Source organism: Skermanella sp. (genome assembly GCF_059503625.1).
On sequence record NZ_JCACHA010000547.1, the window covers coordinates 1 to 2,027 of the forward strand.

The window sequence follows — 2,027 nt, forward strand, 5'->3', positions numbered from 1 at the left end:
TTCGGAAGCAGAAGACTAAGTTGGCACGCTCCTTTTGGCAGGGGCTATGCGGCGCTGGTTGGAGGGTTAACCGGTGGCGAGTAACAGGGCGCGGCGTTCGATGAGGAGGTCCTTGTCGGCTGAACCGGCCGGTGAGGAATGCTGGCGTATGCTGTCGATCCCGGCACGAGCGCACCGAACGAGGCTGGACGATCCGGCGCGGGTCTGCAATTGCCGTCATGGGCCTTACACCGCATCCTATCATGCTGCCAGACTGTCAAGCCACGCAGGCGCCCGACTGGTGTGCTGCATCCTTTACCATCATTACGCCCCAGGGCCGGCTCCCTGTTGACGGGGTCGTCCGTTTGCTGTTTGGGATCGACCAGCGAACTATCAATGAAGCGGGAACCAGAGGCTGGTCCGTGACCCACCTGCCGTCCGGCCTTGCGGTGGTCCGGCAGATCAAGGTGCTGGCAGTCACTCTCGCGTTCGTCGACCGGATCGCCGAACTGACCGACTGGACGGTTCAGGAAATCCGCGCCGCGCCGGAGCTGCGGGCACAGGTTCAGACAGCCCTGAACCAAGCCTATGACGACTTCTACTCGGGCCGCCTCCCGCCGGTCCCGCAAGATACGTCCCCAGCCTCCTGAAACCGGATGCTACCTTCTCTGACATGACCGCCGTCTCGTGCGTTGTCCGGTGTATTTTGTCTACAACTATAATCAGAATTCCCGTTTTGCACGCGACCCGGACAGCGATTTTGCCTTGTTTTCAAAGCTGTGCAACGGCACAGAAAAGGTTGGGTGCCCGTTTGACCAAGATATTCAGGAAGGAATTACAATCATGAAGCAGACAGAGTTGATTGCCGCTGTTGCGGAGCGCGCCGGCCTGACCAAGGCTGACGCTGGTAAGGCGGTGGAGGCGCTGGTCGGCACGATCACCGAGGCTCTGACGCGGGGCGACGAGATCCGCATCTCCGGTTTCGGCAGCTTCGGGATTTCCGAGCGCAGCTAGCGTCAGGGCCGTAATCCCCAGACCGGCGAGGCGATCACAATTGCAGCCTCGAAAGCCGCTAAGTTCACCGCGGCCAAGGCAGTTAAGGACGCACTCAAGGGCGGCTGAGGCGGCGGGCACGGCGCTTGTGGGAAAGCCGTGCCCATCAGCTCAGTGCGGGACCATCAGGCCTGTCACCGAAGGTTACAGATGGTGAAAGCCGCGCGTTCCGGCATGCGTCGCACGTTCAGGAGAGCGTCAACTCGGCTTTGACGTTGTCGGCGATGATGGCGTCGACGACCTCGCGGTCGATCCAGCCGTCGGGTTTGAAGTCGATGCGTACCCGGTAGGCCACCGCGGGAGCAGCCGCCACAGCCTGTTCGACACCGACGCCGACAAACCGGGCATGGCCATTGAAGCCACCCTGCGTGCGGCCAAGCGCCAGCAGGTCGGGATCCTGGACAAGCGCCTCCTGCAGTCCCTGGCGGAAGCTGTCGGCATCGAAGCCGGGCTTCCTTGCCTCGACAACAACATCAAAGTAAACCGACCGCGGCCGGGTCGGAGCAATCGGGCCCTGGTTCTCGGTCAGATGGTCGACAGCGTCCAAGATGAAAGTCCTTGTATGATTTGCGAACAGGATCAAGGCTGCCCCATGCGGCTCCCCGGCGTCCATATAGCACATCCGATCTCTACTCTTCTTCGGCGGTCACGCTGCTTCCCCCGTCCTCAGGTTCGGCGCATGACCTTCTCGGTGACGTTGTTGCGCCACAGGTCGGATGAGCGCATGTAGCGGCGGGCGACCTCGACGCTCTTGTGGCGGGTCTGGCGCATGACGTCGTGGAGCTGGGCCTCCGCCTCGGCTGCCGCGGTAGCGAGCCCGGCGCGCAGGCTGTGACCCGAGTAGGAGCGCCGGACACTGACTGCGAGGCTGCCGAAGGTGCTTTCCATTAGCGCCGGATCGCCGTCGCCAACCGCCTCGGCAGTGTCCCTGACCAGCCGGACCACCGCCTTGTCCGACAGCCGGGTGGCGGTCATCACGCCGCCGGTGCGCAGGC

At 63.0% G+C, this 2,027-nt stretch carries 3 protein-coding genes and 1 pseudogene; 2 read left to right on the plus strand and 2 right to left on the minus strand.

The genetic code is table 11. The features are described 5' to 3' along the window. The first annotated feature begins 401 nt into the window (after positions 1-401). The gene (locus AC5JJ6_RS11605) at positions 402-629 is read left to right on the plus strand and encodes a hypothetical protein (protein WP_496042180.1); all 228 of its coding nucleotides are present in this window, start codon (positions 402-404) and stop codon (positions 627-629) included. A gap of 193 nt (positions 630-822) precedes the next feature. Continuing rightward, positions 823-1,101: pseudogene (locus AC5JJ6_RS11610) on the plus strand (HU family DNA-binding protein). Between the two features lie 118 nt (positions 1,102-1,219). Here AC5JJ6_RS11610 and AC5JJ6_RS11615 read toward each other — a convergent pair. Both AC5JJ6_RS11615 and AC5JJ6_RS11620 read right to left on the minus strand, forming a co-directional pair. Continuing rightward, positions 1,220-1,579: a hypothetical protein gene (locus tag AC5JJ6_RS11615; RefSeq protein WP_496042181.1), complete on the minus strand. Its 360-nt coding sequence runs from the start codon at positions 1,577-1,579 to the stop codon at positions 1,220-1,222. Positions 1,580-1,698: 119 nt separating this feature from the next. Then, positions 1,699-2,027 (minus strand): site-specific integrase (locus tag AC5JJ6_RS11620; protein ID WP_496042182.1); only part of this gene is annotated, 329 nt, incomplete at its 5' end.